Annotated in this window: 21 protein-coding genes; 12 read left to right on the top strand and 9 right to left on the bottom strand. The window is 69.6% G+C overall.

Annotated elements, in window-relative coordinates; all coding sequences use genetic code 11:
* From PBV52_RS34375 to PBV52_RS34345, 7 genes are all read left to right on the top strand, one after another.
* A complete protein-coding gene (locus tag PBV52_RS34375; protein WP_003973453.1) occupies positions 1-414 on the top strand; it encodes a roadblock/LC7 domain-containing protein in 414 nt (137 codons plus the stop codon).
* Between the two features lie 113 nt (positions 415-527).
* Positions 528-926: a DUF742 domain-containing protein gene (locus PBV52_RS34370; protein WP_274243626.1), complete on the top strand. Its 399-nt coding sequence runs from the start codon at positions 528-530 to the stop codon at positions 924-926.
* A complete protein-coding gene (locus PBV52_RS34365) occupies positions 907-1482 on the top strand; it encodes an ATP/GTP-binding protein (RefSeq protein WP_030051303.1) in 576 nt (191 codons plus the stop codon). Before PBV52_RS34370 ends, PBV52_RS34365 begins: the two co-directional genes overlap by 20 nt.
* A gap of 388 nt (positions 1483-1870) precedes the next feature.
* Positions 1871-5173, top strand: a complete 3303-nt coding sequence (locus PBV52_RS34360; protein ID WP_274243625.1) for a nitrate- and nitrite sensing domain-containing protein — start codon at positions 1871-1873, stop codon at positions 5171-5173.
* Positions 5174-5183: 10 nt separating this feature from the next.
* Positions 5184-5597 carry a roadblock/LC7 domain-containing protein gene (locus PBV52_RS34355; protein WP_004983065.1) on the top strand — a complete coding sequence of 138 codons (414 nt, stop codon included), beginning with the start codon at positions 5184-5186 and terminating at the stop codon, positions 5595-5597.
* Positions 5598-5692: 95 nt separating this feature from the next.
* Positions 5693-6265, top strand: coding sequence for a DUF742 domain-containing protein (locus PBV52_RS34350; protein WP_274243624.1), 573 nt, complete (start codon positions 5693-5695; stop codon positions 6263-6265).
* On the top strand, positions 6246-6827 hold the full coding sequence (locus tag PBV52_RS34345) for an ATP/GTP-binding protein (protein WP_026248371.1): 582 nt from the start codon (positions 6246-6248) through the stop codon (positions 6825-6827). The genes PBV52_RS34350 and PBV52_RS34345 overlap by 20 nt, the downstream gene beginning before the upstream one ends.
* Positions 6828-7010: 183 nt before the next feature.
* On the opposite strand, the gene PBV52_RS34340 is transcribed toward PBV52_RS34345, so the two are convergent.
* The 3 genes from PBV52_RS34340 to PBV52_RS34330 form a co-directional block, all read right to left on the bottom strand.
* Positions 7011-7205 carry an acyl-CoA carboxylase subunit epsilon gene (locus PBV52_RS34340; RefSeq protein ID WP_274243623.1) on the bottom strand — a complete coding sequence of 65 codons (195 nt, stop codon included), beginning with the start codon at positions 7203-7205 and terminating at the stop codon, positions 7011-7013.
* A gap of 57 nt (positions 7206-7262) precedes the next feature.
* The gene (locus PBV52_RS34335; protein ID WP_274243622.1) at positions 7263-8846 is read right to left on the bottom strand and encodes an acyl-CoA carboxylase subunit beta; all 1584 of its coding nucleotides are present in this window, start codon (positions 8844-8846) and stop codon (positions 7263-7265) included.
* A 154-nt stretch (positions 8847-9000) separates the two neighbouring features.
* Complete coding sequence (locus PBV52_RS34330) at positions 9001-11382, bottom strand: polysaccharide lyase 8 family protein (protein WP_274243621.1); 2382 nt, start codon at positions 11380-11382, stop codon at positions 9001-9003.
* A gap of 133 nt (positions 11383-11515) precedes the next feature.
* Here PBV52_RS34330 and PBV52_RS34325 point away from each other — a divergent pair, with 133 nt between their 5' ends.
* On the top strand, positions 11516-12070 hold the full coding sequence (locus PBV52_RS34325) for a YceI family protein (protein ID WP_274243620.1): 555 nt from the start codon (positions 11516-11518) through the stop codon (positions 12068-12070).
* A gap of 43 nt (positions 12071-12113) precedes the next feature.
* Here the strand turns inward: PBV52_RS34325 and PBV52_RS34320 are convergent, their stop codons facing one another.
* Positions 12114-12683, bottom strand: a complete 570-nt coding sequence (locus tag PBV52_RS34320; RefSeq protein ID WP_274243619.1) for a YdeI family protein — start codon at positions 12681-12683, stop codon at positions 12114-12116.
* A 75-nt stretch (positions 12684-12758) separates the two neighbouring features.
* Positions 12759-14243, bottom strand: a complete 1485-nt coding sequence (locus PBV52_RS34315; RefSeq protein ID WP_274243618.1) for an ATP-binding protein — start codon at positions 14241-14243, stop codon at positions 12759-12761.
* 121 nt (positions 14244-14364) lie between these two features.
* Here PBV52_RS34315 and PBV52_RS34310 point away from each other — a divergent pair, with 121 nt between their 5' ends.
* The 3 genes from PBV52_RS34310 to PBV52_RS34300 all read left to right on the top strand — a co-directional run bounded on the left by PBV52_RS34310 (position 14365) and on the right by PBV52_RS34300 (position 17017).
* The gene (locus tag PBV52_RS34310) at positions 14365-15192 is read left to right on the top strand and encodes an NB-ARC domain-containing protein (RefSeq protein ID WP_274243617.1); all 828 of its coding nucleotides are present in this window, start codon (positions 14365-14367) and stop codon (positions 15190-15192) included.
* 278 nt (positions 15193-15470) lie between these two features.
* Positions 15471-15644 (top strand): DUF397 domain-containing protein, encoded by a 174-nt coding sequence (locus PBV52_RS34305; protein ID WP_274243616.1) that lies wholly within the window; start codon positions 15471-15473, stop codon positions 15642-15644.
* 182 nt (positions 15645-15826) lie between these two features.
* Positions 15827-17017, top strand: a complete 1191-nt coding sequence (locus PBV52_RS34300; RefSeq protein WP_274243615.1) for a Cmx/CmrA family chloramphenicol efflux MFS transporter — start codon at positions 15827-15829, stop codon at positions 17015-17017.
* 238 nt (positions 17018-17255) lie between these two features.
* On the opposite strand, the gene PBV52_RS34295 is transcribed toward PBV52_RS34300, so the two are convergent.
* Together PBV52_RS34295 and PBV52_RS34290 are read right to left on the bottom strand one after the other, a co-directional pair.
* Positions 17256-18875 (bottom strand): cation acetate symporter, encoded by a 1620-nt coding sequence (locus PBV52_RS34295; RefSeq protein WP_274243614.1) that lies wholly within the window; start codon positions 18873-18875, stop codon positions 17256-17258.
* Positions 18875-19213, bottom strand: coding sequence for a DUF485 domain-containing protein (locus tag PBV52_RS34290; RefSeq protein WP_373921944.1), 339 nt, complete (start codon positions 19211-19213; stop codon positions 18875-18877). Before PBV52_RS34290 ends, PBV52_RS34295 begins: the two co-directional genes overlap by 1 nt.
* 556 nt (positions 19214-19769) lie before the next feature.
* Between PBV52_RS34290 and PBV52_RS34285 the strand changes: the two genes are divergently transcribed.
* Positions 19770-20552, top strand: coding sequence for a trypsin-like serine protease (locus PBV52_RS34285; protein WP_274249772.1), 783 nt, complete (start codon positions 19770-19772; stop codon positions 20550-20552).
* Positions 20553-20636: 84 nt separating this feature from the next.
* Here PBV52_RS34285 and PBV52_RS34280 read toward each other — a convergent pair whose 3' ends face one another.
* Together PBV52_RS34280 and PBV52_RS34275 are read right to left on the bottom strand one after the other, a co-directional pair.
* On the bottom strand, positions 20637-22001 hold the full coding sequence (locus PBV52_RS34280) for a hypothetical protein (RefSeq protein WP_274243612.1): 1365 nt from the start codon (positions 21999-22001) through the stop codon (positions 20637-20639).
* A gap of 84 nt (positions 22002-22085) precedes the next feature.
* Positions 22086-25112 (bottom strand): glycoside hydrolase family 3 N-terminal domain-containing protein, encoded by a 3027-nt coding sequence (locus tag PBV52_RS34275; RefSeq protein WP_274243611.1) that lies wholly within the window; start codon positions 25110-25112, stop codon positions 22086-22088.
* Positions 25113-25251 lie beyond the last annotated feature (139 nt).

Raw genomic sequence — 25251 nt, 5'->3', positions numbered from 1 at the left:
ATGAGCCAGGCGGCACAGAACCTCAACTGGTTGATCACCAACTTCGTGGACAACACCCCGGGTGTGTCCCACACCGTCGTCGTATCCGCCGACGGTCTTCTGCTGGCGATGTCCGAGGGTTTCCCGCGTGACCGTGCCGACCAGCTGGCGGCCGTCGCATCGGGTCTGACCTCACTGACGGCAGGGGCCTCCCGGATCTTCGAGGGCGGCAACGTGGCACAGACCGTCGTCGAGATGGAGCGGGGATTCCTCTTCCTCATGTCCGTCTCGGACGGTTCGTCCCTGGCCGTTCTCGCCCACCCCGAGTGCGACATCGGCCTCGTCGGCTACGAGATGGCGCTGCTGGTCGACCGGGCGGGCGCTGTACTCACGCCGGACCTGCGAGCCGAGCTCCAAGGCAGTCTGCTCCACTGATCACCCCCGGATCCACCCGCCTCACCAAATCACCGTCCGGCCGCCACAATCCCCCCATCGGCCTTCACCAGACGGCTTGACTGACCGACTTGCTGTCCCCGCCCGGAGGATTCATGACCCCGCCCACCGCCTCTCATGATCCGTACGCGGAGCCGTACGAGGATGAGGGCGACCAGCCGCTGGTACGTCCGTACGCGATGACCGGCGGCCGGACCCGGCCGCGCTACCAGCTGGCCATCGAGGCCCTGATCAGCACCACGGCCGAGCCGGCAGCGCTCATGGGGCTCCTCCCGGAGCACCAGCGCATCTGCCACCTGTGCCGTGAGGTGAAGTCGGTCGCCGAGGTCTCCGCGCTGCTGTCCATGCCGCTGGGCGTGGCCAGGATCCTGGTCGCGGACCTCGCTGAGGCCGGCCTGGTCGCCATCCACCAGCCGGGCGGCGACGAGAACAACGGCGGCGCACCTGACGTGACGCTGCTCGAAAGGGTGCTCAGTGGACTTCGCAAGCTCTGAACCGGGCCGGGCGACCACCTCCGCCAAGATCGTGGTGGCGGGTGGCTTCGGCGTGGGCAAGACCACGTTCGTGGGCGCCGTCTCGGAGATCAACCCGCTGCGCACCGAGGCCGTCATGACCTCCGCGAGCGCGGGCATCGACGACCTCACGCACACCGGGGACAAGACCACCACCACGGTGGCCATGGACTTCGGCCGTATCACCCTGGACCAGGACCTGATCCTGTACCTGTTCGGTACGCCCGGCCAGGACCGCTTCTGGTTCATGTGGGACGACCTGGTGCGCGGTGCCATCGGCGCGGTCGTCCTGGTGGACACCCGCCGTCTCGCCGACTGCTTCCCGGCGGTCGACTACTTCGAGAACAGCGGGCTCCCCTTCGTCATCGCCCTCAACGGCTTCGACGGACACCAGCCGTACACGCCCGACGAGGTGCGCGAGGCGCTGCAGATCGGCCCGGACGCGCCGATCATCACCACCGACGCCCGGCACCGGGCCGATGCCAAGAGTGCGCTGATCACGCTGGTCGAGCACGCGCTGATGGCACGGCTGCGGTAGCGCAAGTCAGCAGCGCAATACGGCAGTTGTCGTAGATGCGTCGGAGCCGGCTGTGGCCTTTGACACGGTCGGCTCCATTGTTCATAACGTTTCGGCAGAGGAATCGGGTGGTACGGCCACTCGTCGCGGTCAAGCGGTGTCGCTGCGCGTACGAACGCCCCGTCTTTTGACGGGGCTCGCTCTTTATGACCGTTTTATGTAGGGCTTACATCACTCCGAATCCTCCTCTTCCACTGTTTGGAAGAGCGCAGGCCGACGTGCTGGAATGCGAGAACTGCCCAATAGTCAAAGACGTACTCAGCAGTACTGCGTACTCGATGGCGAACTGGGCTCTGAGACACTGCGGCACAACGTTAGGTGCCGACCCCGCCGGAAGGTTGTTGGTCGAGTGAGGCGAAGCAAGAGCAGTCCCGAGCCGTCGGCCCGGGGCAACTTCACCCCGCCGCCGCGCGGAGCGGCGCCCGCCCCTGTGCCCGGATCGGAACCAACGGCGGCGCCCGCCCCAAGCGGCGGCCGTCTCTCGCCGCGCAACTGGCGCGTGCCGACCCGGCTGAACGCGATCCTGCTCATACCCGTGATGGTCGGCCTCGTCATGGGCGGCTTCCAGGTGAAGAGCTCGATCGACACCTGGCAGGAGGCCGAGGACGCGGAGAACACCGCGCGTCTGGTGGCCGCCGCCGGGGCTTACGGCGACGCCCTCCTCGTCGAGCGCGACTCGACCGCCGCTCCCCTGCTCCAGGGCAAGGGACAGGACGACAAGGCGGTCGTCCAGGCCCGCGACAACACCGACAAGGCCGCCGACGCCTTCGACGAGGCCGCCCAGAACATGCCGGACCGCCCCAACCTGGTCCGCCGTCTGGAGCGCTTCCGTGAGGTGGAGCCGGACCTGGCGGAGCTGCGCGCCGCCGCCTACACCGACAAGCTCACCGGCGTACAGACCGAGGAAGGCTACGTCGAGGTCGAGCACCGGCTGCTCGAGTTCTCCAACGAGCTGGGCCTCGGTACCGGCAACATCACCAGCTACGGCCGTACCGTCTACGCCATCTCGCTCACCAAGGGCGCCCTGTCCCTGCAGCGCTCCATCGGCATGCACATGCTGATCAAGCCCGGCCCCAAGGCCTCGGACCTGGCCCGGCAGCGTGTCGCCCTCTCCTCGTACGCGTACCTGGAGGGCATCGCCATCCAGGAGTACATCAGCGGTGGCACCGAGCAGGACAACCAGAAGCTCGACATCGCCAAGAAGGAAATCCGGGCCGAGGGCGTGGCGATGGCCACGGCGGCCAAGCAGAAGAACCCCGACTACGTCGCGCCGCCGTCCGACCCGACCAAGATGGTCGGAGCGCTGGCCCAGCTGCGGTCCACGGACACCAGCGAGCGTGCCACGCTCGCCCGGCAGGGCATCACCGCCGAGAACTGGTGGGCGGTCAACACCCTCAAGTACAACGCCTACCGCGACATCGAGAACGACCTCGCCAACACCGCGGTGAACGAGGCCTCGGCCATCTCCGACGACGCCAAGCGCGACGCCCTCATCACCGGTGCCGCCGTCGTGGTCGCTCTGCTCGCCGCGTTCATCCTGGCCGGCATGGTCGCCCGCCAGATGAGCCGCGCGATGCGCCAGCTGCGCAACGCCGCCTTCGGCATCGCCGAGCAGCGCCTGCCGATGCTGGTCGACCAGCTCTCGCGCACCGACCCGGGCCGCGTGGACACCCGCGTCCAGCCCATCCCGATCAACACCCGCGACGAGATCGGCGAAGTCGCCCGCGCCTTCGACCAGGTCCACCGCGAGGCCGTCCGGCTCGCCGCCGAGCAGGCCCTGCTGCGGGGCAACATCAACGCGATCTTCACCAACCTCTCGCGCCGCAACCAGTCGCTGATCGAGGGCCAGCTGACCCTGATCACCGACCTGGAGAACAACGAGGCCGACCCGGACCAGCTGGAGAACCTCTTCCGCCTGGACCACCTCGCGACCCGTATGCGCCGCAACGGCGAGAACCTCCTCGTCCTCGCCGGCGAGGAGCCCGGCCGCCGCTGGGACCAGCCGGTCCCGCTGGTCGACGTGCTGCGCGCCGCCTCCTCCGAGGTGGAGCAGTACGAGCGCATCGAGCTGTCGGGCGTCCCCGAGGCCGAGATCCACGGCCGCGCCGTGACCGACCTCGTGCACCTGCTCGCCGAGCTCCTGGAGAACGCGACGACGTTCTCCTCCCCGCAGACCAAGGTCCGCGTGACGGCCACCCGTCTCCCCGACGGCCGGGTCATGATCGAGATCCACGACAAGGGCATCGGCCTCACCGCCGAGGACTTCGCGGACATCAACCACAAGCTGGCCAACCCGCCGACCGTGGACGCCGCGATCTCCCAGCGCATGGGCCTGTTCGTGGTCGGCCGGCTGTCCGACCGGCACGGCATCCGCGTGCAGCTGCGCCCCTCCGGCGAGCAGGCCGGCACTACCTCGCTGGTCATGCTGCCGGACGCGATCACCCACGGTGGTGGCGGCGAGCAGCAGCCGGCCGCCGACGAGTTCACCGTCTCGCAGATCATCCCGGAGCAGCACTTCCAGGGTGAGAACTTCAACCAGGTGCCGATGCGTACGGCCGCGGAGCTCGGCTTCGACGACAGCCGCTACACCGAGGTCCCCGACGACATCCGCGAGCTGGACCCCGTCGGCCGCTCCCTGATGCGCGAGGAGCGCCGTGCGGCCCTGGAGGCCCAGAGCCACGGCCAGGAGTCCCCTGACGCACCCGGGTACGACGACTTCACCGGTCAGCCGGCCTACGACGGCCAGAGCGGCTTCCCCGAGCAGCGCGGCGGGTTCGACCCGCAGCCGTCGTACGAGGAGCAGCGCCAGTCGTACGAGGAGCAGCGGCAGACGCCGTACGAGGAGCAGCAGCGGCCGTCGTACGAGGAGCAGCAGCGGCCGTCGTACGAGGAGCAGCAGCGGGCGTCGTACGACGACACGTACTACGCGCCGAACGGGGGCCTGCAGCAGAACGACACCTTCTCGTCGGGCGGCGGCTACCCCGAGCCCTCGTATCCGGAGGCGGCCCGCGAGGAGCCCGCGGCCGCGAGCGCCTCGGCCCCGGAGACCTTCCCGGCCTTCGAGCAGCGGCGCCACCAGGACGACTGGCCGCAGCAGCCGCAGTCGAACGGCTACCGCAACGGGTATCAGGACCAGTACTCTCCGGAAACGGAATCTGCGCAGGCCGATGACTCGAGCGAGCGCGACCGCGTAGGCTTCGACCGTCCGGGACCGGCCTCCCCCGCCGCCCACGCCATGACCGACGCCGGGCTCCCCCGCCGTGGATCCGCCGCGAGCGGCACCAACGGCGCTCGGCCGGTGCGGCAGGAATCGCCGGCCCCCACGCCGGAGAGCAACGGCGACAGCAGCTGGCGCTCGTCCAACGACGCGCGGTGGCAGCAGGCCTCGCAGCTCCGGAAGCCCAAGGCGGGCGGGGTGACCTCCTCCGGCCTGCCGCGGCGGGTACCCAAGGCCAACCTGGTCGAGGGAGCCGCCGAGACCACCCCCCAGGGAGGTCCACAGATCTCCCGCGCTCCCGAAGACGTCCGGGGCAGGCTGAGCAACCTGCGCCGCGGGGTCCAGCGGGGACGCAGCGCGGGAAGCGAAACGAACGGCCAGGCCACTAGGAATCAACACAGTGGTCCTGACAGCACCTACAACCAGGAGCGTTAGTGTGAGCCCGATGAGCCAGGCGGCACAGAACCTGAACTGGTTGATCACCAACTTCGTGGACAACACCCCCGGGGTGTCGCACACGGTGGTGGTCTCCGCCGACGGACTCCTTCTGGCGATGTCCGAAGGCTTCCCGCGCGACCGCGCCGACCAGCTCGCGGCCGTCGCCTCCGGTCTGACGTCTCTGACGGCAGGCGCCTCCCGCATCTTCGAGGGTGGCAGCGTTAACCAGACGGTTGTGGAGATGGAGCGGGGATTCCTCTTCATCATGTCCATCTCCGACGGTTCGTCACTTGCCGTTCTCGCACACCCCGAGGCGGACATCGGCCTCATTGGGTACGAGATGGCGCTTCTGGTCGACCGTGCCGGTACCGTCCTCACGCCGGACCTGCGTGCGGAGCTTCAAGGCAGCCTGCTCAACTAACAGACAGTCGGTGCGTTTTGGCGTCCCGGGGCCGTAAGGTTTCGGGACGCGGCTCCACATGATGGGTGCCAGGCACAGTCGGAGGAGGAGAGAAAGTGGCAACACCCCCAGACGGTTCGTCATCGGGCAACTGGTCGTACGGTCCTGGCCAAGGGCACGGCGACGGTTCCCAGAACCGGTACAACTTCCCCTCCCAGCCGAGCCAGCGTCAGCCGTACGCCCCGCAGGGCCCCGGGCCCTCGCCGTACGACCAGCCGCCGGCGCCGCGTATCCAGCCGGTGCAGCCGCAGCGACGCGCCCCTGAGCCGGCGCCCGCCGGGGCGACGAACAACCCCCTGGTGCGCCCGTACGCCATGACCGGCGGACGGACGCGCCCGCGCTACCAGCTCGCCATCGAGGCGCTGGTGCACACCACCGCGCAGCCGCACCAGATGCAGGGCCAGTTGCCCGAGCATCAGCGGATCTGCAACCTCTGCCGCGAGATCAAGTCGGTGGCGGAAGTCTCCGCCCTCCTGACGATCCCTCTCGGCGTGGCCAGGATCCTCGTCGCCGACTTGGCGGAGGCGGGCCTGGTCGCCATCCATCAGCCCGGCGGCGACGAGAACGCCGGCGGCCAGCCAGACGTGACACTGCTCGAAAGGGTGCTCAGTGGACTTCGCAAGCTCTAGCGGCGGTCCTTCCCGCTCCACCACGTCCGCGAAGATCGTGGTGGCGGGCGGCTTCGGCGTGGGCAAGACCACGTTCGTCGGCGCCGTCTCGGAGATCAACCCGCTGCGCACAGAGGCCGTGATGACTTCCGCTTCGGCGGGCATCGACGACCTCACCCACACCGGAGACAAGACGACCACGACGGTCGCCATGGACTTCGGCCGTATCACCCTGGACCAGGACCTGATCCTGTACCTGTTCGGCACCCCCGGCCAGGACCGCTTCTGGTTCATGTGGGACGACCTGGTGCGCGGCGCCATCGGCGCCATCGTCCTGGTGGACACCCGCCGTCTCGCCGACTGCTTCCCCGCGGTCGACTACTTCGAGAACAGCGGTCTGCCGTTCGTGATCGCGCTGAACGGCTTCGACGGCAACCAGCCGTACAACCCGGACGAGGTCCGTGAGGCTCTCCAGATCGGTCCGGACACCCCGATCATCACGACGGACGCCCGCCACCGCGCGGACGCCAAGTCGGCGCTGATCACGCTGGTCGAGCACGCGCTGATGGCGCGGCTGCGGTAGCGGTTGCTCAGCGGCCCTCTCTGGCCCGTTTCGCTTGCGGCCCCCGTTCCTCCTGTGGGAGGGACGGGGGCCGCAGGTGTTTGAGGAGGGGCGTGGGGCCCCGGCAGCCTCCCAGGCTCCCCGGCAACGCCACGGCCCCGCCCTCCCAGCCGGGAGAACGGGGCCGTAAGCGTCGTGAAGCGCTCAGCGCCAGCTGTGCGGGGCCCGGAACCCGGGCTCGCGCTCCAGGCGCCGCCAGCCCGCCTTCGCGCGGCCGCGGTGGGAGGGGGCGGTGTCGGACGGCTGGGCGGCGGCGCGGGCCAGGAGGATCGCGGTGATGGCCGCGACTTCCTCGGGCTCGGCGTGGCCCTTCTCGACGCGGATGTCAGGGGTGTTCATAGGTCACAGTCTCCGTGAGAGAGGTTTCCGCGGGGGTACCGCGAAGGATCCGCTGGGTTACTGCGGGGGGTTGCCGTGCTTGCGGGACGGCAGGTCGGCGTGCTTGGTCTGGAGCATCGCCAGGGAGCGGATGAGCACCTCGCGGGTCTCCGCGGGGTCGATCACGTCGTCCACCAGGCCACGCTCGGCCGCGTAGTACGGGTGCATGAGCTCGGACTTGTACTCCTTGACCATGCGGGCCCGCATGGCCTCGGGGTCCTCGGCCTCGGCGATCTGCCGGCGGAAGATGACGTTGGCCGCACCTTCCGCGCCCATCACTGCGATCTCGTTCGTCGGCCAGGCATACGTGAGGTCGGCACCGATGGACTGGCTGTCCATGACGATGTACGCGCCTCCGTACGCCTTGCGCAGGATCAGCGAGATCCGCGGCACCGTCGCGTTGCAGTAGGCGTAGAGCAGCTTCGCGCCGTGCCGGATGATTCCGCCGTGTTCCTGGTCGACGCCGGGGAGGAACCCGGGGACGTCCAGGAAAGTGACGATCGGGATGTTAAAAGCGTCACACATCTGGACAAAGCGCGCAGCTTTTTCCGATGCCTCGATGTCCAGGACACCGGCGAGGCACTGGGGCTGGTTGGCCACGATGCCCACGACCTGACCGTCGAGGCGGGCCAGCGCGCAGATGATGTTCCGCGCCCAGCGCTCGTGGACCTCAAGGTACTCGCCGTCGTCGACGATCTCCTCGATGACCTTGGCCATGTCGTACGGCCGGTTGCCGTCCGCCGGGACCAGGTCCAGCAGGACGTCCGACCGGCGGTCGGCGGCGTCCGAGGAGTCCACCCGGGGCGGGTTCTCGCGGTTGTTCTGGGGCAGCAACGACAGCAGGTAGCGCACCTCGGCGATGCACGTCTCCTCGTCGTCGTACGCGAAGTGGCAGACGCCGGAGGTCTCGGCGTGGACGTCCGCGCCGCCCAGGCCGTTCTGGGTGATCTCCTCGCCCGTCACCGCCTTGACCACGTCCGGGCCGGTGATGAACATCTGCGAGGTCTCGCGGACCATGAAGACGAAGTCCGTCAGGGCGGGGCTGTACGCCGCGCCGCCCGCGCACGGGCCGAGCATCACGCTGATCTGCGGGATGACACCCGACGCCTTGGTGTTGCGCTGGAAGATGCCGCCGTACCCGGCCAGCGCCGAGACGCCCTCCTGGATACGGGCGCCCGCCCCGTCGTTCAGGGAGACCAGGGGCGCCCCGGCCGCGATGGCCATGTCCATGATCTTGTGGATCTTCGTGGCGTGGGCCTCGCCCAGCGCACCGCCGAAGATACGGAAGTCATGGGCGTAGACGAAGACCGTACGGCCCTCCACCGTGCCCCAGCCGGTGATGACACCGTCGGTGTACGGCTTCTTGGCCTCCAGGCCGAAACCGACCGCGCGGTGCCGGCGCAGCTGCTCGACCTCCCGGAAGGTGCCCGGGTCCAGGAGCAGCTCGATCCGCTCCCGGGCGGTCAGCTTGCCCTTGGCGTGCTGCGCCGCGGTCGCCTTCTCGCTCGGGCCGGCCAGCGCCTGCGCACGGATCTCGTGCAGCTCGGCCGTCCGCCCGCGGGCGTCGATCGGCTCACCCGGTGCCTCATCCAAAACGGTCATGTAGCGACCTTACGAAGGACACGAAGGAAAGCGAGCCGTTGACTCCGTACAGTCTCCGGAGCGTTTTCCTGGTAGCACTGAACAGAACCATCACGGCATGCAGCCCTTCCGACTGCTCAGAGGGCATCCGCGTTGTGGGGGTCGCACAAAGTCGTCAGCCGAGAGCCACCTCACATCGGTGGGTCGCACATACCATCCCCGGAGTGACACGCAGGCGCAGTCGGCGGCCCGTCGCGAGGATCTCGACCGTGTCGTCCGCGCGCAGGATCCGGCGTACGGGGTGGTCCCAGGTGATCTCCAGCGGCTCGCCCGTGCGCGGCGGCTCGCTCACGCAGAGCGTAGCGGTACGGCCCCGGCGGCGGAGCAGCACACTCGCGCCGGCGGAGACGGTGAGCGGGCCCGCCGTGCCCGGCTGCCAGAAGTTGGCGGCCGTCAGGCCCAGGGAGGGGACGTGCACCGCCTGGCGCGCACGGTCGTTGGCGAGGACCGACAGCCAGCGGCGGCCCTGCGCGGCCCGGACCGCGACCTCGCGCCGACCGGCGCCGGGCATGAGCAGGTAGACGTACGTCGCGTCCGTCGGGTCCGTGCCGTGGTCCAGCCAGAGGGTCTGCCAGCGGCGAGTGCGGCGCTCCGTCGTGCTGGTGGTGTTGATGTCGGCCCAGGCGCCGGTGCGGTCCTCGCGCAGGGTGCGCAGATCGCCGTACGGCACCACCCAGCCGCCGTGGCCCTCCAGGTGCGCCCAGCCCGGGCCGCGCACGAAGGCCTGGGTGCCGCCCTCCCCCAGGTTGCGGTTGTCGACGACGGTCTCGACGGGGACTCCGTCGGCGCAGGTGATCCCGGCCCCGAGGCAGATCACGGCGTCCTCGACACAGAACCACGACTTGCGGGCTTCGAGCGTCGACCCCAGGCCCTTCAGGTGCTGCCCGATCGCCGCGTACTCGCCGTCGGTCGTGCCGCCGACCCAGCGCACGTCGGGCTTGGGCTCGCCCCATTCGCCGCCCGCCTTGTCCGGGAGGCGTTTCGTGGAGACGGTCGTGCCCGGGAGGCGGTACCAGTCGACGGTCGGCCAGTACCAGTCGGTGTACTGATCGGCCCGATCGGGCCGATCGGCCCGGCCGCCGAGGCCGTCGGCCCACCAGGAGAGCATCCCGGCGCCGGTGTGCCAGCCGCGCGGGTTCTCGCCGTTGCCGCACTCGTAGTACGCGATGCGGTCGCTGGCCATGGCGATGTTGGCGACGAAGCCGGGGCGGCGGTGGACGGCTCGGTCCATGGCGGCGAACAGGTGGTGGCCGGCCGGTTCGGGGGCGGCAGGGACCGGTGACTCGGCGACAGCGTGCAGTCGGGCGAGGTCGGCGACGCCGAACTGACGAGCCGTCAAGATCGGGGTGACCGTGTCCCGTTCGATCCATCCCTTGATACGGCCGTACCAGCGCTCGCGTTCCGCCGCGCTCGCACCGCCCGCGAGCAGGGCCATGGCGGCGATGACGCCCTGGCCGTGGAAGTGGTCGCTGCGCATGACGTGCCGGTCGTCGCTCTTGAGGTAACCGCGGCTGATGGCACGGCCGTTGACGCTGTCCATCATCAACCCGTCGTGGATGAGCGGGGCGTATGCGCGCTCGACGCTGTCGAGGACGATCTGCCTGTGGGGGTCGGTCACCTCCCACTCGGACCCGGCGAGCAGGGCGAAGAGGCGGCCGAGGCCGTCGAGGAGGACCTGGCCGTAGGTGCCGGAGTAGGCGACCCAGGTGTGCTGGACGAACGAGCCGTCGGCGTAGAGGCCGTCGCCCTTGGTGACGTACGGGAAGACCGGCGAGAGCGCGTCACGGGCGAGCGCGATCTTCGCCGGGCTCCGGCCGAGGATGCCGCGCAGGGCGACGGCGCGGCAGAGGTCGACCCGGTTGGCGCCGGTGGAGGTGCCGGAGTAGTCCGTCAGCATCGCGTCCGGGATGAAGTGGTCGACGGCCGCGCAGGCGGCGTCGATCTGCGCCTCGGTGAGGTGGTCGTACAGGGTGGCCGTGATGTCCATCAGCAGGCGGGGGCTGCCGATCTGCCATTCCCACCAGTTGCCGTAGCGGGTGGTGGAGGGGTTGTAGATCGTGGCGGAGAGGTGGTCGAGGCCACGCAGGACGTCGGCGAGGAGGGCCGGGTCGGCGGTGGAGCCGGTGCCGGGCTGGAGGTAGGCCTGGGTCATCGTCCACAGGCGGCCGTAGCTCTGGGTGATGCCGCCGGGCGGGTCGTACGGGTGGCCGGGCCAGAGGGAGGTGGGGGTGGGGGTCATGGTGGCCCGGAAGCCGCGGGCGAGGGTGCCGGTTTCGGCGAGGCGGGTGGCGTACGGCTCGGCCCTCGGGTCGTAGTCGGCGCCGAGCGCGATGCCGAGCCAGCGCAGGCGGAGGGCGTCGTAGGAATCCGGGTCGGGGTCGGCGGCGCGGGCGGGGGGAGCGATGGCGGTCGTGGCCGTGGCCGTGGCCAGGAGCGCCGCTGTGAGCAGGACGGCTCGGCGGGTGGGTCTCGTGAGCCCTGTGCGCTGAGAGGTCATGCCTTGGGCATTTACCACCTCACCGTAATCGCGCCAACACTTTGCGGATGATGTTGAACCTTGTACGAAATAGAGTTACGGTCGATTGCGTTGATGTAGTTAAAGATTCAACATCACTCCTAAGGAGCACGTCATGGCGACCCCCGACCTGACCGCCCTGACCGGCGACTACGCGATCGACACGGCCCATTCCACGATCGGCTTCACCGTCCGCCACGCCATGGTCACCAACGTCAAGGGCAAGTTCCTCGACTTCAGCGGCTCGCTGCACCTGGACGGCAGCGAACCGTCCGCGTCCACGGCGTCCATCGACGTCAAGATGGACAGCATCGACACGGGCTCCGCGGACCGCGACGCGCACCTCAAGAGCGCGGACTTCTTCAAGACGGACGAGTTCCCGACGATGACCTTCCGCTCGACCTCGGCGCAGGCCCTCGGCGGCGACGACTACCGCATCACCGGCGACCTGACGATCCTCGGCACCACCAAACCGCTCACCATCGACCTCGAGTTCAACGGCGCCGCGAAGGACCCCTTCGGCAACGAGCGCGTCGGCTTCGAGGGCAAGGCGGAGATCCTGCGCTCGGAGTGGGGCCTGACCTGGAATGCCGCACTGGAGACGGGCGGGGTGCTTGTCTCGGACAAGATCAAGCTGAACTTCGACATCTCCGCGATCCGGAACGCGTGACCCCTCCGCGCTCCTTCCACGACGGCGCCGGTGAGCCTTCCACTCATCGGCGCTTCGTCAATTCCCGGAGGATCGCGGCGACTTGATTCGAACGGCTGTGCGGGGTCCGGGCGCGCAGGAGGCCGAGCATGATCTGGTACCGGTCGGTCCTGCCCAGTTCCTCGAAGGCCGCCCTGGCGCGGGGATCGCCCTCCAACGCCGCGGTCAGCTCCGCCGGGACCTGAGCGTGCCGCTGCGACTCGTACGCCGCCGCCCACCGCCCGTCCGCCTTCGCGGCGTCCACCTCCGCGAGCCCGGCGGGTCGCATGCGCCCGGCGGCCGCCAGCTCCTCGACGCGCCGCACATTGACCATGGACCAGACGCTGCCCGGTCGTCGCGGGGTGATCCTCTGGAGGAAGTGCGCGGCGTCGAGCCCCTTGCGCTGACCGGTGATCCAGCCGTGGCAGAGGGCCACGTCATTGACTTCGTCGGCGGTGACGGACGGGATGCCGGAGCCCTTCTTGGCGACCTTGATCCAGAGGCCGGGGTGCGGGGCGGGGTGGGCGGTCAGCCAGGAGTCGAGGGCGGTGGCGGATTCGAAGGCGAGGGGGTCTGTGCCGTCCGAGTGGGTCATGGGGACACCGTAGGTGGGAAGGAGGTCAGATTCCGTCCTCTATGAGGTCTCCTTATTCACCCTGGTAGAACCGCCTCATTCACCCTGGTAGAGCCGCCTCAAGTCCACCAGGACCACTTCGCCTCGCTCCCCCGCCGCCCGCAGCTCGTCAGTGAAGCCGGCCCCGCTGTAGCACGCCAGCCGTACGGCCGAGGTGTCGATCCCGCGGGCGGCGAGCAGCGTCTGTGCGCGACGCAGGCGCTCCACATGCCCCATGCCCATGACCTGATCCCACTTGGCCTCTCCCAGGGAGAGGAGAACCCCGTTGTCCTGGCCCACCGCCCCACGCACGACTACGTCGATCTCGTAACCGGTGTGCGCTGCCTGACCGGGAACGGTTCCGTACGAGACGTCGATCGGCGTGCCCCCGAATGTCTCCGGTGCCGCGAAGTGGGCGACCCACTCCCGGCAGATCTGTTCGAAGTGCGGGCCCACGACAGCGGAGAGGAAGCGCGACCGCGAGCTCTCCCAGACCTGCTGCGCCATGCCCCGGTCCAGCAACGGGAGTTTGGGCCGGGAGATGGCGTGATCGAAGGCGATCAGGGGTTCGCCGACTCTGTACACGCTCCGGTTCTTGCGGAAAGCGTCCACCTCTCTGCGTACGAGTCCGCAGTCCTGCAGGACGGTGAGGGGGTGGGTGATGTCGCTCGTGGGGCGCTCCAGGCAGCCGGCGATGCGCCCTGCCGTGGCGTTGCCGGATGCCAGCGCCGCGAGTACAGAGTGGTACAGGGCGCGGTCCCGCAGGTCGGCTTCGTCCGCGAGGAGGTAGCGAGCCTCGCGATAGAGGGGGGAGCGGGGTGAGAGGGCCGTACGGCAGACCCAGGCGTCGAAGTCGTCCAGGTCGGCTGGGGTGTCGTCCCGTACGAACTCCCTCCGATAGGCGGGTGTGCCACCGACGACGCTGTGCACGAGCAGTGCGAGCCGTGGGACGTCGATGCCCCAGAAGGCGGCGGCTTGGCGGAAGTCGAGGGGTTGGACGATGAGTTCGAGCCCGGCGCGGCCGCGCAGCGGCGACGTATCGCTGAGCAGTTTGCCCATGAAGGACAGTGAACTGCCGCACAGCAACAGGCGGGTACGCGACTGGAGTCGCTCCGGGCGCCGGGGCCCGTATGCGACCTGAACGATGGAGGGGAGCGACGGTGTGGCCCTGGCCAAGTACGGAAACTCGTCGATGACGACCGGCACCGGCCGCTCCTTCCCCAGCGCGAGCAGCGCGTCGATCGCCTGTTCCCAGCGATCGAACCGCATGGGGGCGATGCTGCCGCTGTACTGACCGAGTTCCTCACCGAAGCGCCGTAGGGACTCGGCTTCGGTCGCCTCGTACGCGCAGAAGTAGAACCCGCCGGCGGCTCGGGCGAGCGAGTCGAGGAGGAAGGACTTTCCTTGTCGCCGCCGACCGGAGACCACGGCCATGGTCGCCTCCGGACCGTCGTCGGTGGCAAAAGCGGTCAGCTCGCTCCATTCCCAGTCGCGGTCGAACATGTCGGGGGGCTTGGGAAGGTTGGGCCGGAGGCGGGGCATGGGCGCTCCTCGTAGTTACGGAAATACGTTTCCCGGAAATGTGCTTCCCCTAACGACGAAGGGTCCTCGGGGTCACGAGGGACTTCGAGACTGGGAAGTGGGCAAGGGTCAAAATGGTTCAATGACAGCGCAGGAGCGAGGAACGGAAGCTGGCGACCGCGACCACATCGACTTCCGCGGGGGTACGTTCCTGGGCCCGGTGACCGGCAAGGAAGAGCACCACCACTACGGGCCGGCCCCCACTGCCACAGCAGGACTGCCTCCCGCTCCCGCCGTTTTCACCGGCCGCGAGGCGTACGTGTCCCAAGTACTGGATGCGCTGGACCCGCACGTCGGCAGGACCCCCGACACGGCTCCGATCCTGGCGGTTGGCGGGCTGGGCGGCATGGGAAAGACCGCACTGGCGCTGCACACCGCGCACGCCTCAAGTCCCCGCTTCCCCGGAGGCACGCTCTTCATCGACATGCGGGGCTATGACGAGATTCCGACAGCACCCGAACAGGCAGTGCTCACACTCCTTCGTTCCCTCGGTATCCGCAACAGCGAACTGCCCAGCGAGGCAGACGAGTTGTACACCTGGTACCGACATCAGTTGGCCACGCGCGAGCCAGTCCTGATCGTTCTCGACAATGTGTCCGATCCCGGACAGGTGGCACCGCTTCTCCCCAGCGACGCGCGCCACCGCGTTCTGGTCACATCCCGGGAGAGCCTCGACTCGCTGCCAGTCCTGCAGATCAACCTTGGGCCCATGCGTCCGGACGAAGCGGTAGCGCTCCTCGACCGGTCGCTACGACTCAAGCACCCCGGCGACTCTCGAATGACAGCGGAGCCAGCTGCGGCACAGCAGCTCGTAGAACTGTGCGGCTGTATGCCCCTGGCTTTGCAGATCGCGGCCGCCCAGCTACGACGCCACGCCTGGGTGCGGGCCAGGCCAGACTGCTACGGCTGATGGCTCGGGCCCCCGGGCCGGACCTGAGCGTCGACACAGCATGCGCCCTCTCCGACCTGTCCTCAGCCGAGGTCAGGGATCACCTGGACGACTTGGCTGCGGCGTTCCTGATCAATCCGTCCTCGGACGGTGAGCGCTGGAGCATGCACGATCTACTGCGCCATTACACCCAGGTGCTGACTGCAGAGCGACCAGATCCACAAGCATGGAATGCTGCGGCCACAGGCCCTCTCACCCGACGAGAGCGTGCGCCTCTTGGAAGGACTGCTAGGAGAGTCATGAAAACCGCATGGTTCAAGTCCAGCTACAGCGGCAGCCAGGGCGGCAAATGCGTCGAGGTCGCCGCCCACCCCTCAGCCGTCCACGTCCGTGACTCCAAGAACCAGGACGGCGCCATCCTCAGCGTCGCCCCCTCCGCCTGGACCACGTTTATCGGTCGCATCGCCGACTGACAGCAAGTAGCCTGCCCCCGTGTCCAGCCCCGAAGCTTCCAGACTCCGGCCACCGGCTCTCCGGTGGCTGCTCGTGATGCCGGGCTGATCAGGGCTCGTTCCCCTTCGGGGCTCACTCCGCTGCCGGACGGCCGTCTCGACGTGCCGTTTTCGTCTTCGACTTCGGGTTGCGGAGTTTCTTCATGCCACTTGCTCTTCTACTGCTGGGCCTTGCCGTCTTCGCCCAGGGGACTTCCGAGTTCATGCTGTCCGGGCTGGTGCCGGACATCGCCGGGGATCTGGGGGTCTCCGTGCCCGCGGCCGGTGCGCTCACCTCGGCCTTCGCTGTGGGGATGGTCGTCGGGGCGCCACTCATGGCCGGGCTCGCGCGGCGGTGGTCGCGGCGGGGTGCCCTGCTCGGGTTTCTGGTCGTCTTCCTCGGCGTTCATGTCGTCGGGGCAGTCACCGACAGCTTCGGGATGCTCCTCGCCACGCGGGTCGTCGGGGCGCTCGCGAACGCCGGGTTCCTGGCCGTCGCCCTCGTGGCCGCCGTTCACATGGTCGAGCCGGACGCCAAGGGGCGGGCCACGTCCACCCTGCTCGGTGGGGTCACGCTGGCGTGCGTGGTGGGGGTGCCCGCCGGGGCGCTGCTCGGTCAACTCTGGGGGTGGCGTGCCGCGTTCTGGGCTGTGACAGTGGTGTCCCTGCCTGCTGTCGTGGCCGTGGCGCGGTCCGTACCCGGTGGTGCCGCCGACGCCGCGCGTCCCGCCCTACGGGGTGAACTGCGAGCGCTGCGCGGCCCTCGGCTCCAGGTCACGCTGCTGCTGGGCGCCCTCGTGAACGGGGCGACCTTCTGCACCTTCACCTATCTCGCGCCCCTGGCCACAAAGGTGACGGGGCTGGGGAGCGGGTGGGTGCCCGTCGTGCTCGCGCTGTTCGGGGCCGGGGCGTTCGTGGGGGTCGGTGTCGGGGGGCGGTTCGCCGACCGGCGGCCCGGGGTGGTGCTGGGCGCGGGCGGGGTCGCCTTGTGTGTCGGGTGGTGCGCCTTCGCGCTGGGGGCCGGGAATCCGGTCGTCGCACTCGGGCTCGTCTTCGTCCAGGGTGCCCTGGCCTTCGGGGTCGGGTCCACGCTCATCTCGCAGGTGCTGTACGCCGCTCCCGGCGCGCCGACGCTGGGCGGTGGGTTCGCAACGGCGGCGTTCAATGTGGGCGCGGCGGTGGGACCTTGGCTCGGCGGTACGGCCATCGGGGCCGGCCTCGGGTACCGGTCGCCCCTGTGGGTCAGCGCCGTGCTGGTCGCGCTGTCGCTGGTGGCGGCGGGCGTGGCGGGCCCAGTGGTCGCGGGGAATCGGGGTGCGCAGCGGGGGCGTACCGGCGCGTCATCGGCCGCATGACCGCGCCGGATGGGGTGGGTCACTGTCACCGCGTATGAGAACACCGCAGGGGCGCCGCCACCCCTGACCACCCTGCGCGCCTGGCTGCGTGAACGCAGGATCGACTGGATGCCCTTCAGGGCGTAGGAGCTCCGGTTCGATCTCCCGTGCGGGGCGGAGCCCGACGGGCGGTGGTGGGGGCGGGCCGCCGTCCGGGCGGAGGCGCCCCGACGGGCACCCCCACCAGCCCCGCGACCAATCACCGCTCGTCGGCACCGACCAACGCACGCACCTCGAACTCCGCGAACACCTGCGGATCCTGACGCCTGCTCAGCACGGAGCCGAGCCAGCCCAGCAGGAAGCCCGCCGGGATCGACACGATGCCGGGGTTCTGCAGCGGGAACCAGGCGAATTCGGCATTCGGGTAGAGCGAGGTGGGGGTGGAGGAGACGATCGGGGAGAACACGACGAGGAGCACCGAGCAGGCCAGACCGCCGTACAGGCTCAGCAGCGCGCCGCGTGCGGTGAAGCCCCGCCAGAACAGGCTGTAGACGATCGTCGGCAGGATGGCGGACGCCGCGATCGCGAAGGCCAAGAATGCCAGCGTCGCGGTGCTCGTGCCCCAGGACAGCAGGGCCAGCATCATGCCCATGACGCCGATGGCGGCTGCGGAGAGGCGGGCTACGGCCACCTCTTGCGTCTCGGTCGCCCTCCCCTTGCGGATCACCGCGCCGTAGAGGTCGTGGGCGATCGAGGAGGCCGCGGCGAGCGTGAGTCCGCCGGCCACTCCGAGCAGCGTGATGAAGGCGAGGCTGGACAGGAGCGCCACGAGTAGGCCGCCGCCGAGCTCGTATCCGAGCAGGAGCACCGCCGCGTCGCCCCGGGGGTCGACGTCCGCGATCTGCTCCCGGCCGACGATCGCGGTGGCGCCCAGGCCCAGTACGCCCGCCATCAGACAGACGAAGCCGATCAGTCCCACGGCCCACACCACCGAGCCGCGCAGGACACGCGTGGTGCGCGGGGCGAGCAGCCGCATCATGATGTGCGGGAGAGCGGCCAGTCCGAGCACGATGGCCAGCTGGAGGCTGAAGAAGTCCAGTTTGTTGGTGGTGCTGCCGCCGTATCGCAGCCCGGGGCCGAGGTAGCGCTCGCCCAGGGCGCTGTTGTCGGCGGCGGACGACAGGAGCTTGTCGATGTTCCAGCTGAAGTGGTGCAGCACCATCACGGCGGTGATGCCCACCCCGGCGACCAGCATCACGGCCTTGACCACCTGGATGACCGTGGCACCCGGCATGCCGCCGATCGCCGCGTAGACCACGACGATGGTGCCGATGACCACCACGCACATCGCCCGGGCCGTCCCGCTCGGGGCGCCGATGAACTGCGCCAACAGGGCTATGCTGCCCACCAGTTGGGCGACCAGGTACAGGAGGCACACGGCCAGTGTGCACAGGGCGAGCGCCAGCCGGACCGATCGCTGCCCCTGCGGCAGCCGCAGCGCCAGGGTGTCACCCAGTGTGAACTTGCCGGAGTTGCGCAGGGGTTCGGCGATCATCAGCAGCGCCATCATCCAGGCGACCACCGTGCCGCCCAGATAGAGCAGACCGTCGTAGCCGGTCAGCGCGACGATTCCGGTACTGCCGAGCAGCGTCGCGGCCGACAGATAGTCACCGCACATGGCGAGCCCGTTACGCAACGGCGACATGTCACGGTCGCCGAGATAGAACTCGCTTATCTCGTCCCGCTGCGGGGCCGTCAGCAGCACCGTGAACAGGGTGATCACGACGACGGTGATGAACAGGACGAGCGTCAGCTGAAGAGTGGCCCGGTCGGTGACGCTCGCCGCGTGATCCACCAGTTGACCTGCTGCTTGCGTCATCACGTGCCGAACCGCCTTCCAGCGGGGGTGCGGTGCTGCTGGGCCTGCTCCCGCTGCCGTGCCGGCGCTTCTGCCCGCGCCTGGTTGTCGTGCAGTTGGGCGCGCAGGCGGTGGGTGACCGGGTCGACCCGCCGGCGCATGTGCCGGACGTAGAGCCAGATCGTCACGGCCATGAGGAGGAACTGGCACAGGCCCAGAGCCAGCCCGATCGTCAGGTGGCCGGCCAGCGGCTGGTTCAGCACGTCGGCGGCGAAACCCGACAGCAAGACGTATGTGAGGAATCCACCCACCGAAACAAGCGTCGCCGCCGTGCCGAAGGAGCGGTGGGCGGAGCGCATCGAGCGGAATTCAGGAGAGTTGCGTATCGACTCCGGACGTATGGGGTCAACCCTTGGTGGAGGGGCCTGAGGTGGCTGAGAGGGCTGAGGGGGCCGAGGCGGCGGGTAAAAACTTTCACTTGGCGGTGGATATAGGGACATAATGCACCTTCTTCGCTGCCTTATGTCGCGCACGTGACGGCCTGAGCTGCGGAAATGGGCGCCACGGAGGCAGCCATGGGGAGGATGAGTCACGTTGCGGTCGCGGACCGTGAGGACGGGGGGAACGGAGTATGGCAGCGTGACGCTTGAACTATCAACCAGGTTGCGAAACAGGAAAGCCGGAGTTTCGAGTTCCCCTTCGCACCTGGGCGCTTCTCGGCGTCCGCAGATCCATCGTCCACCGTCCACCGTGGCTGGAATTTGCCCCTTGTGGTGACGCTCACAGGATTCCCATAATCCAGCAACAGATTTGACCGGCGCATGCCAGCAGAAGCCCACTCCCCTATTTGGCATGCCCCTGACGTATCAGCGCTCTCCACGTTCGCATGTCCAACCCCCCACGGAAGGCATCACGTTGAAGAAGCTCCTCACCGCGCTCAAGAGATGCGCGGCCCTCGGCGCAGCCGCTCTCGCGATCGTCAGTCTTCAGCCCGTCTCGGCCGCGAACGCGGCCGATTCGCGCGTCGTCGGCGGAACCCGTGCCACGCAGGGCGAGTTCCCGTTCATGGTCCGGCTCTCCATGGGCTGTGGCGGCGCGCTCTACACCCAGCAGATCGTGCTCACCGCCGCGCACTGTGTGAGCGGCTCCGGCAACAACACCAGCATCACCGCGACCGCCGGTGTCGTGGACCTTCAGTCCACCAGCGGGCGTGTCCAGGTCCGCTCCACCAAGGTGCTGCAGGCCCCCGGCTACAACGGCAACGGCAAGGACTGGGCGCTCATCAAGCTCGCCCAGCCCATCAACCTGCCGACGCTGAAGATCGCCACCACCACGCAGTACAACACCGGCACCTTCACCGTCGCCGGCTGGGGCGCGGCCACCGAGGGCGGCGGCCAGCAGCGGTACATGCTCAAGGCCAACGTGCCGTTCGTCAGCGACGCCACCTGCCGTTCCTACAGCGGCTACAGCGGCCTCATCGCGAGCGAGGAGATCTGCGCCGGCCTCGCCTCCGGCGGCGTCGACACCTGCCAGGGCGACTCCGGCGGCCCGATGTTCCGCCGGGACAGCGCCAACCAGTGGATCCAGGTCGGCATCGTCAGCTGGGGCATAGGCTGCGCCCGGCCGAACGCGCCCGGCGTCTACACCGAGGTCTCGACCTTCGCCACCGCGATCGCCTCGGCGGCGTCCTCTCTCTGACCTGCCCCGGCTTGCCGGCGTGCCAGTAGTGCGGGCCCGGCGTCCTCGGACGCCGGGCCCGTGCCGTGTTCTGCGGCAGAGAGTTCAGAAGCCGCCTCCGCCATCGAAGCCTCCCCCGCCGAAGTCCCCTCCGCCGAAGCCTCCCCCACCGTCGAACCCGCCCCCGAAGTCCCCGGTGTCGAAGTCCGCGCCGGACGTGTCGCCGCCCTCGTAACCCCCGGCGCCGTAGCCGTACCCCGCGCCGTAGTCGGCCGCGTAGGCCGGCGTGGCCATCATGCTGCCCAGCATCGTGCCGATGAGCAGGCCGGGGAGGATGCCGCCGCCGAAGTAGCCGCCTGCCCAGGGGCCGTAGGCGGGGCCGGCGTCCCAGTACGGGCGGCGGCCGTACTCCGTGTCCACCTCGCGGATCACGGGGTCGCGGCCTTCGGCGAGGCGGGTGCGGTCGGCCGCGCAGACCGGGACCTCGCGGGTGGTGCCGCCGGGCGGCGTCCAGGTCTCGTCGGCCACCGCCGGGCCGTGGCGTGGGTCGAAGAAGCAGGGTGGCCGGCGTTCGGGCAGGGGCAGGCCCTCCCGGCGGGCGGAGAGCTGGGTGAGGGAGAAGCGGCCGTCCTCCAGGGACTGGGTGACGGCCTTGACGTCCTCCGGTTTGCGCGCTGTGTCCATGAGCCGCTTCGCCTGGTCGTAGGAGTCCAGTGCGCGCTCGTAGTCCGCGCGCATCGCGTCGTCGGCGCCGCGCTCGGCCGGATGGAAGTCCAGGCGGTCCAGTTCCTCGCCGAAGGCGGTGATGTCCTCGTCGACCACGACCCGCAGCTTCTCCAGCGCCGCCCGCTGCTCCTCCTCGTGACGCCGCCGGTTGCGCCGGACCAGCGCGTACGCGCCCGCCCCGCCCGCCGCCAGCACCGCGCCGACGGCGATCAGCCCGCCGGCGTCCACGCCCTTGCCGCCCCCGCCGTCGCTCCAACTGGCGGGTGCCGTGCCGCCCACGTTCTGCAGCGCCGCGTCGACGAAATCGTTCAGCTGGGCCTTGGGGTCACCGGCGCCCTGCACCGAGGTGACCAGGTTGTCCACCCCTTGCCGGGACAGGACGGTGGAGTCGGCCGCCGCGTCGAAGCGATCACCGACGCGGACGCCGTACAGGCCCGTGATACCGGTCTCCGTGCGGAGGTTCACGAAGAGGTTCTCGGTCGGCTGATCGGCCGGGAGGACGGCGACGAAGACGGGCTTGTCGGCGTCCTCGATCTTGTCGGCGAGCGCTTCGGCGTCAGCCGACGACAGTTGGTCCGAGGCGGCGGGGTCCACATAGACGGGGCCCTCGCGCAGCTCCTCGGCGACCTTCGAGAGGTCCGTGGCCGCGTGCGCGCCGGGGGCGCCGGCGATGAGCACCGCGAACGTCGCGGCGACCGGCACCACAGCTGCGCGCATGAGGCCCCGGAACAGCGGAGTCCTCATACTTCGACGCTACCCGATGGGGCAGGAGAACGGACATCTCTCCCGGTACGGACCTGCCCCACCGGAAGAGATGCCCTGTACAACTCAGGCCGCTCTGTACGCCGCCGTCAGCTTTCGCACCGCCGCCCCGTACCGGCCCGTCAGCAGCAGATGGTCGGCCTCGGCGAAGGGCCCCGCCACCGCCTCGGTGATCCCCGTGCCGACCGCCCTGCGCTGGACGATCAGCCGGGCCTTGGTGACAAGCGCGCGCCCCGCCTCTTCAGCCCCGGCCCGCTCGGCGGCCGCGGCCGCGATGCCGAGCGCCCTCAGCGTCGCGGCGCCGCCGCCCGGCACCTCGGTCAGCGTGGTCAGGCCCCAGCCGTACGGGAACCTCGGGTCGTACGACGCGTCCCCGACGTTGATCGGCAGCTGCGCCTCGCTCTTCGGCCAGGTGACGGGCAGCTGCCCGGTGAAGGGCCGCCTGCCGTAGAGGACGTCCGCCACGCCGTCGCCCTCCGTGCCCGGCAGCCAGGAGGCGACCAGCGCGTCGATCCCGGCCAGCTGCTCGTCGTCGATCAGCTGCGGGCGCCCGGAGACGATCAGCACCGCGCACTTCATCGCGCCGCACACCTTGTCCACGGCCGCCCGGTCGGCGGGGCTCAGCCGAAGGTCGTGGCCGTTGCCGACGTCGCCGACGCCCTCGGCGTACGGGGTCTCGCCGACGACGACCACACCCACGTCATGGCCGTCCGTCGGTGCCGAGGCGTCCTTGGAGTACGTCAGCCGCGCGGAGTTCTTCCGCATCGCCTCCAGGATGGTCGTACCGGGCGTGATGTCCCCGGACGCGCCCTGCCAGGTGACCGTCCAGCCGCCGCTCTGGTTGCCGATGTCGTCGGCGTTGGATCCGGCGACGTAGACCTTCTGCGACTTCTTCAGGGGCAGCAGCCCGTCCGTGTTCTTCAGCAGCACCTGCGACTGTGCGGCCGCCTGACGTGCCACGGCCCGGTGCGCGGCAGAACCGATCCGCGCGGCCCCGCTGGTGTCGGCGTACGGCTTCTCGAACAGCCCCAGGCGGAACTTCTGCGTGAGGATGCGGGACACGGCGTCGTCCATCCGCTTCTCGCTGATCCGGCCGGCCCGCACCTCGTCGACCAAGGTCGCGTGGAAGTCCTTGTACGCGTACGGCACCATGATCATGTCGAGGCCCGCGTTGACCGACGTACGCACATCCGAGGCGTAGTCCCCGGGGATCTGGTCGATGCCCTGCCAGTCGCTGATCACGAAGCCGTCGAAGCCCATACGGTCCTTGAGGACGCCGTTGATCATGTCGGCGCGGGCGTGCATCTTCACCGGCCCCTGGCCGTCGCCGACGAGGTCCAGGGAGGAGTACGACGGCATGACCGTGCCGACGCCGCGGTCGACGGCCGTCCGGTACGGGGCCAGGTGGACGGCCTCCAACTGCTGCCGGGTGACCTCGGTGACGCCCTGGTCGATGGTGTACGTGCCGGTGGTGGAGGAGCCGTACTCGGTGCCGCCGTCGCCGACGAAGTGCTTGGCGGTGGCGAGGACCTTGTCGCCGCGCTTCAGGTCGCGGCCGTCGGGCCTGCCCTGGAGCCCCTGGATGACGGTCTCCATGGCGTCGACGAGGGCCGGGTCCTCGCCGAAGGACTCGTACGCCCGTCCCCACCGGTCGTCCCGCGTCACGCACAGGCAGGGCGCGAAGTCCCAGGGGCTGCCGGTGGCCCGGGTCTCGGCGGCGGTCACCGCGCCGGACTGGTGGGCCAGCAACGGATCGCGGGACGCCCCGAGTCCGATGTTGTGCGGCATGACCGTCGCGCCGACCAGGTTGTTGTGGCCGTGCACCGCGTCGACGCCGTAGATCAGCGGGATCTGGAAGCGGGTCGCCCGCGTCCGGAGCTGGAAGCCGTCGATCATCTTCGCCCAGGCCTCGGCGGTGTTGGGCGTCGGCGTGGAACCGCCGCCGGACAGGAGCGAGCCGAGGGCGTACGTGGCGATGTCACCGGACGCGGTGAGGGCGCCGCGCTCGGCCTGGGTCATCTGGCCGGCCTTCTCCTCCGGGGAGAGGCGTGCGAGGAGGTCGGCGACGCGCTTGCGCACCGGCAACTCGCTGTCGAGATACGGCAGTCCGTGCGCGTCGACGACGATCTGCGGGGTCTCGGCCGGGGGCTTGGCGCCGGTGACGGTCAGCTTCAGCGGGATCGTCTCGGCGGGCTCGGCGGACCTGTCCTCCAGGGTGGGGACGCGGATCTCGCGGGTGGTGCCGGAGGCCGTGCCGGCCGGGAAAGTGACGGTTCCCGTGACCGGCGTGTAGTCCCTGCCCGGGTCGGCGGTGCCGCCCGTGGTCTCGTAGGTGACGGTGACGGGTTCGGCGAGGGCGATGGAGCCCGTCGTGGCGACGGTGAGTTTCGCGGTCGCCGTAGCGCCCTCGTCGGTGGGGTAGACGGCGGAGTCGGTGCGGACGGAGGCCTTCAGGGACTGGTCGGCCTTGCCGTACAACTCGACGCCGTCCATGGCGAACTCCGCCTTGATGCCGACCGGGAGGGTGACCGCGTAGCCCCAGGTCTCGGTGAGGCCGAGGATGTGGTCGATGCCGCCGACGGGCTGGTGGTCGGTGCGATAGGTGAAGTCGGTGAACGGCAGCTCGATCTGTTTCCAGCCGGTGAAGTCGTCGGTGAAGGACGTCGTCCACAGCTCGGAGGCCTCGCCGTTGGCGCCGCCGTCCCTGAGCTCGAAGGCGATCTTCTTGCCGTTGTCCTGGCCGTCCCACCACAAGCGGACGCCCCTGTGGGCGGACCAGTCGTGGGCGGGCTCGGCGAAGGCGAAGCCGTGGGTGAAGCCGCCGTAGCCGCTGATGTCGTACGTGCCGGCGAGCACCTTCTCGCCCTCCGGCGCGTCGGCGCGGGCGGTCAACCGCAGGGCGGGCGGGTCGTCGTTGTCGCTGCCCCAGGTGAAGACGCCCTCGGCGGGCGGGCTCGCGAAGGGCACCTCGCCCTCGAAGCGGTCGACGGGGACCGGCGCGGGGTCGTCGGCGCCGGATGCGGGGGCGGCGGCGGTGAGCGGGAGCAGGGTGGTCAGGAGCGCGGCGGAGGCGAGCAGGGCGGTTCTGCGCATGGAACGTCCCTCGACTCTCAGAGTCAACACATGACTTAGCTCACGCCGTGAGTTAACTGGTGGTGCCGAGGGGCGTCAAGACTCCGCATCAGGACAGGGGCGTACTCAACTCCTGGCCGGATCAGTGGTGTCGGCCGGC

The sequence above is a fragment of the Streptomyces sp. T12 genome (assembly GCF_028736035.1).
In the GTDB taxonomy this organism is placed as follows: Bacteria; Actinomycetota; Actinomycetes; order Streptomycetales; family Streptomycetaceae; genus Streptomyces.
The sequence above is the reverse complement of the archived record's forward strand: the minus strand, read 5'-3'. Positions and strand labels throughout refer to the sequence as shown.

Bases quoted from the DNA above. Each gene is read 5' to 3' on its own strand.
- PBV52_RS34375 (WP_003973453.1), top strand. From the start codon at position 1: ATGAGCCAGGCGGCACAGAACCTCAACTGGTTGATCACCAACTTCGTG.
- PBV52_RS34370 (WP_274243626.1), top strand. From the start codon at position 528: ATGACCCCGCCCACCGCCTCTCATGATCCGTACGCGGAGCCGTACGAG.
- PBV52_RS34355 (WP_004983065.1), top strand. From the start codon at position 5,184: ATGAGCCAGGCGGCACAGAACCTGAACTGGTTGATCACCAACTTCGTG.
- PBV52_RS34340 (WP_274243623.1), bottom strand. From the start codon at position 7,205: ATGAACACCCCTGACATCCGCGTCGAGAAGGGCCACGCCGAGCCCGAG.
- PBV52_RS34335 (WP_274243622.1), bottom strand. From the start codon at position 8,846: ATGACCGTTTTGGATGAGGCACCGGGTGAGCCGATCGACGCCCGCGGG.
- PBV52_RS34330 (WP_274243621.1), bottom strand. From the start codon at position 11,382: ATGACCTCTCAGCGCACAGGGCTCACGAGACCCACCCGCCGAGCCGTC.
- PBV52_RS34325 (WP_274243620.1), top strand. From the start codon at position 11,516: ATGGCGACCCCCGACCTGACCGCCCTGACCGGCGACTACGCGATCGAC.
- PBV52_RS34320 (WP_274243619.1), bottom strand. From the start codon at position 12,683: ATGACCCACTCGGACGGCACAGACCCCCTCGCCTTCGAATCCGCCACC.
- PBV52_RS34315 (WP_274243618.1), bottom strand. From the start codon at position 14,243: ATGCCCCGCCTCCGGCCCAACCTTCCCAAGCCCCCCGACATGTTCGAC.
- PBV52_RS34310 (WP_274243617.1), top strand. From the start codon at position 14,365: ATGACAGCGCAGGAGCGAGGAACGGAAGCTGGCGACCGCGACCACATC.
- PBV52_RS34305 (WP_274243616.1), top strand. From the start codon at position 15,471: ATGAAAACCGCATGGTTCAAGTCCAGCTACAGCGGCAGCCAGGGCGGC.
- PBV52_RS34300 (WP_274243615.1), top strand. From the start codon at position 15,827: ATGCCACTTGCTCTTCTACTGCTGGGCCTTGCCGTCTTCGCCCAGGGG.
- PBV52_RS34295 (WP_274243614.1), bottom strand. From the start codon at position 18,875: ATGACGCAAGCAGCAGGTCAACTGGTGGATCACGCGGCGAGCGTCACC.
- PBV52_RS34290 (WP_373921944.1), bottom strand. From the start codon at position 19,213: ATGCGCTCCGCCCACCGCTCCTTCGGCACGGCGGCGACGCTTGTTTCG.
- PBV52_RS34280 (WP_274243612.1), bottom strand. From the start codon at position 22,001: ATGAGGACTCCGCTGTTCCGGGGCCTCATGCGCGCAGCTGTGGTGCCG.
- PBV52_RS34275 (WP_274243611.1), bottom strand. From the start codon at position 25,112: ATGCGCAGAACCGCCCTGCTCGCCTCCGCCGCGCTCCTGACCACCCTG.